Origin of the sequence: Nostoc sp. T09 (assembly GCF_002154695.1) — a bacterium.
GTDB lineage: Bacteria > Cyanobacteriota > Cyanobacteriia > Cyanobacteriales > Nostocaceae > Aulosira.
On record NZ_MTAV01000213.1, the window covers coordinates 1 to 4,787 of the forward strand.

General features: G+C 41.7%; 3 protein-coding genes. All 3 read right to left on the reverse strand.

Annotated features, from left to right (window positions below; translation table 11 throughout):
* Positions 1-78 precede the first annotated feature (78 nt).
* The 3 genes from BV372_RS32065 to BV372_RS32075 all read right to left on the reverse strand — a co-directional run bounded on the left by BV372_RS32065 (position 79) and on the right by BV372_RS32075 (position 4,578).
* Positions 79-1,256 (reverse strand): IS630 family transposase gene (locus BV372_RS32065; protein WP_143845430.1). Its coding sequence is split into 2 segments (ribosomal slippage): positions 79-824 and positions 824-1,256, totalling 1,179 coding nucleotides; the frame shifts between segments, so codons are not numbered across the junction.
* Positions 1,257-1,502: 246 nt separating this feature from the next.
* The gene (locus BV372_RS32070) at positions 1,503-1,847 is read right to left on the reverse strand and encodes a hypothetical protein (RefSeq protein WP_086691157.1); all 345 of its coding nucleotides are present in this window, start codon (positions 1,845-1,847) and stop codon (positions 1,503-1,505) included.
* Positions 1,848-1,959: 112 nt separating this feature from the next.
* Positions 1,960-4,578, reverse strand: coding sequence for a chemotaxis protein CheB (locus BV372_RS32075; RefSeq protein WP_086691159.1), 2,619 nt, complete (start codon positions 4,576-4,578; stop codon positions 1,960-1,962).
* Positions 4,579-4,787 lie beyond the last annotated feature (209 nt).

The following is a 4,787-nucleotide window of genomic DNA, read 5'->3' on the forward strand; positions in this document are numbered from 1 at the left end:
TTACCCATCCAATTACCCCAATGTTCTGTCTTTTATATTGCACTATTTTAGTCTAGACACCCTACTGGCGTGTCTAAGCTAAAATGAGGCATTAGAATCACCTGTTTCTTGGGGTTCAAAAATCGGATAAAGATGTTTAAGTTTGACACGAGCATCATCAGTAGTAAAATGCCAAATTACCTTACTGGTGGTGGAGTTACGTTCTTGTTGCCAAGCAGCCAACTCAGTAGAAAGTTCCTCTACTGAAGAAATACGTCTATCTAAACATTGTTGACTTAAAACACTTAATTCAATCTCCGCGACATTGAGCCAACTGCCATTACGAGGAGTGTAGTAAATCTCCAGTTTCCGAGCTAAACGATGGGCTTCAGGTGCCGGAAAAGCTTCATACAAAGAGGCAATATTGTGAGTGTTCAAGTTATCACAAACTAATTTGACTTTGTGGGCATGAGGATAGTCTTCATCTAATAACCGACGCACTTCAATAGCCCAATCTACACGAGTCCGATGGTCACGATTGCTGACTCTTCGCCAACCGCGATTCGGGTCGAAAAACATAAATAAAGCTTGGACTCCTTCACGAGTGTAGTGGTAATCAACTTTTGCATCATGACCAGGTTCGAGAGGAATTGGCTCAAAAACATGTCCAGTTAGTTGGATAGAAGCTTCATCCATGCAGATGAGCGGTGAGAGTTCACTATGCAGTTGACTATAAAGATCCAACACTACTTCCATTTGAGAAATAAAACGTGCTAAGTCCCGTTCTGGAATACAAAACCTTTGTATTTTCCACGGACGTAGCTCGTTTTTTTTAATATGCTTCTAACTGTCTCTACAGAAATTTCTGTGATGATGTTTCTGTTTTTAATTTCTTGAGTTAATAGTCTCAAACTCCAATGCGCTCTTCCTGTGGGGGGGTCAGAACAACACAGTGCGATGATTTGCGCTTCCGTATGACCATCTATTTTTGCTGGTACTGGCGGATTTTTTCTTTGACTACGATTTAAGGCTGGTTGTTCACCTTGCTCTAAAAATCTTTTCCTAATTCTTCCAACTGTATTGCGATGCAAGTTGAGGGCTAAACTGATTTGTTCATCTGTCCATTTTTTCGTCGCACCCTCACCTTCATCACACATTAATAGCACTTGTGCGTGCAATATTTTTTTGGCACTTGCATAACCATTACGACTTATTTCTTCTAGTTTTCGTCTTTGCTCTGTATTTAAAAGCACTTTATCCCTACGACCTTTACCCATCCAATTACCCCAATGTTCTGTCTTTTATATTGCACTATTTTAGTCTAGACACGCTAGTAGGGTGCGTTATAGCAACGCTTAACGCACCGAGAAAGATGGTGCGTTACGGCTAATAATCACTTTCTCAAACTCCCAAATCCTTGCATAGCCTTGCCACGCCACTACTTAATATTTACTTTATAAATGGTCTCTTACTTCAGCAGATTGCTAGTTTTTTTAATAGTTTCTTCAGCAACACTGGATCTGTTACTGAGACTGATTCTGCTGTTGGCCTAGATGAGCCTGCAATCCCTTTTGAAATTCTGTCACGGACTCAATATAACTTTGAGTAGCATCTATATGTGCTTGTATAGCTTCGGTAAATGTTTCTCTTGAGCCATCTTCTGCTAATTCCTGCGCTTTATCTAAAGATTCCTGTGCGTGTTTCTGAATATTTTTTCCATGCTCTACAAGACGTTGACCATGTTCTTGCTCGGTAGGGTCACTGTTTTGCAATCTATGACCAATCTCTTCTACGGTTTTGCCATGCCTTAGTGCTATTTCGGCATGTTTAACTTCCTCTTGTGCAACATCGGGTGAAATTTCATGCATAATGCCAATACCATGTATGACTTATTAATTTGGTACCATCTGACTACTTCTGGATTCATCTAGCTAAATTAATATTTTTTGCAAAGCATTAATACCCCAAACAGCTATTAGCCTAGGTACGAGTTTTAATGGTATCAATATCAACTAACACCACTACCGCACCGTCAATTTTGTTATCTGATGTTTTATAAGGTCGGATTCGCAGATCGTACCAATGACCGTCTTGGTCTTGAACTTCTTGAGATTTTAAGTTGAGGGTGCTAATCACTTCTAAAATTTCTTGCTCTAAGTTAGGAATATTTAACTTGTGATTGATATCACCAAGTGGTCTTCCTACATCTGTTGGTATCAGGTTGAAAATTTTTGCTGCTAGCGGAGTAAAGCGCCGGACTCGCAGATCGCTTTCCAAAATGAGAATCGGAATGTTAATACTACTAAGCACATTCTGCAAATCATTGCTAGCCTGAATTGATTCGACATTACGTCGTTGCAGTTCATCGTTAATCGTGTTCAGTTCTTCATTAGTTGCCTGAATTTCTTCTTTGGCTGTTTGCAGTTCCTCATTAGTACTTTGCAACTCTTCATTGCTCGAGAGAATTTCTTCGTTGGCGGCTTTGAGGTTTTGATTGGTGCTTTGGTGTTCCTTAATAATCGCTTGAAGATACTCTTTAGTGTTTGCTAGCTCCTGTTTGAGTAGTATATTCTCTTGCTTGAGACTCAATTGTTGGTGCTGCTGAGATTGGTCTGTGAGATCGCTAGTTATAGTTACTAATGACTCAGGATTCTCTAAAAAAGGTGCGTCTACAAATAAAATTAAAAAGTAGTGTTTTTCGTCTGTGAAAGGTTTAAACGGAATCACATCAACTCTCACAAGCCTCAGTTGATCTAACTGTCTAAGTGGTAAGTCATTCTTTCTTACTGTTACTAGCTGCTCTTTTGCTTGTTGGATAGCGTTACGTAGCTCAAGCCGCAATGCTTCTTGTGTGATTTTTAGCAGGTTCAGGCTTGCTTTTCCTGGTGAAGGTTCCAGATAGGGACTGATTAGCCCCCGAAAATGCACAATCTCTAGATCGTAGTTGATAATTACACCCGCGGGGGCGTATTGATCCAGCACGATTTGGTCAGCCTGTTTTTGCAACTCCATGTCTTTACTTGTATTCTCGCTCACTTCTGACTGAGGGCTGAGGTTGGCGGTAAAATATTGGTTGGCAAGCATATCGAAGCTCGGCCGCTCTGATACTATCTTGCTGGCATAAATTTTGTACTTGTTGTCTACCACATCGAATAACTGTGTAGAATCACTTATTGCCTCTGAGGCTCCTAACATCAGAAAGCCTGTTGGTTTTAGACCGTAGTGAAACAGCCGCAGGAGCTTCTTTTGCAGGGTAGTTCCCAGATAAATCAATACATTTCTACAAGTAATCAGATCCAGGTGAGAAAATGGTGGATCGGCCATGAGATTATGTTTAGCGAAGATACACAACTCGCGCACTGGCTTGCTAATGCGATAACCGTCCTCTACCTGAACAAAGAAGCGCTTTAGGCGTGCTGGAGAGACATCTACTATCTGGCTTGTATTGTAGATGCCAATGCGGGCTTTCTCGATTAAGTAGTCATTAACATCTGTAGCAAAAATTTGGATAGGTGGATTGATCCCCTGATTGGACAAAAACTCCAGTAAGCAAATAGCAATTGAGTAAGCTTCCTGACCGGTTGAGCATCCCGCTACCCAAATGCGGATGGGTGAATCTGGCGTTCGTCCATTCACAATCGCCGGAAATACCTTACTCTTCAAGACTTCAAAAGCTTCAGGATCTCGGAAAAAATTGGTGACATTAATCAGTAAATCTTGATACAGTGCGCTCACTTCCGTTGGGTTGTCTTGAAGATAGCGCACATAATCTTCCGGCCTTTCTAGGTGGTACAAAGCCATCCGGCGCAGGATGCGCCGCTGAAGAGTGGTTGGTTTGTAGTAGCTAAAGTCAACTCCACTAATAGCTTGCAGCAGGCTAAAAATTGTTGAGGGAGCTTCGTTATTATCGGGCAGTTTTTGCGTTGATTCTACTGACGAGCTATTAATATACGGATGACGGCTGATCTTTGCTAGTTGGGATGCAATCTCTTGCGGGTTCAGAATGAAGTCTACATAACCCGAAGCAGCAGCAGTATTGGGCATAGAACTGATTTGTGCCGTTTCCTCACACTGAGCAAAGGTAATACCACCTGCCTCCTTGATTTTTTGTAGTCCCCTTGTGCCATCTCCATCGCCCCCCGATAGTACGACTGCGATCGCTCTACTTCCGTACTCTGCTAGCGAAAAAAAGAACGTATCAACTGTCATATATTGGCCGCGAGTCTTCACACGCGGCGTCAGTCTCAGCACCCCTTGAGAAATTGTCATGCTTTTGTTGGGTGGAATTACGTAGACCTGATTCGGTTCTACGACCATACCATCCCGTACTTCATGTACGGGCATCTGAGTTGTTTTAGAAAGAAGCTCGCTCAACGCACTTTTGCGATCGGGGCTTAAGTGTTGAATCAGCACAAAAGCCATACCAGTATCGTTAGGTAAATTACTCAGCAATTGTGTGAATGCCTGCAACCCCCCCGCAGATGCGCCAATCCCGACAATAGGAAATAATTCTTTTTGATTATCCTGCTGCTTTTGTGTAGATGTTTGCTCTGCTGTGCTATCGGCAAGGGGTTTTTTGTCAGAACTTCTAGAGGACATATTGTGCAGCAGATAATACTTTGAAGTGTTCTGTTTTTATTAATCGAGATTTAGGCATCTTAGGTTTGCTATTACCAGATATAGGAATCCGTTTTGATTCGGAGAAATTATTTGCGTAGGGAGGGAACAGGGAAAAGGGAACAGGGAAAAGGGAAGAAGGAATAAAAGTGTACTGAGTTTTTTTCAAAAATCAAATATGAGTCCTATAT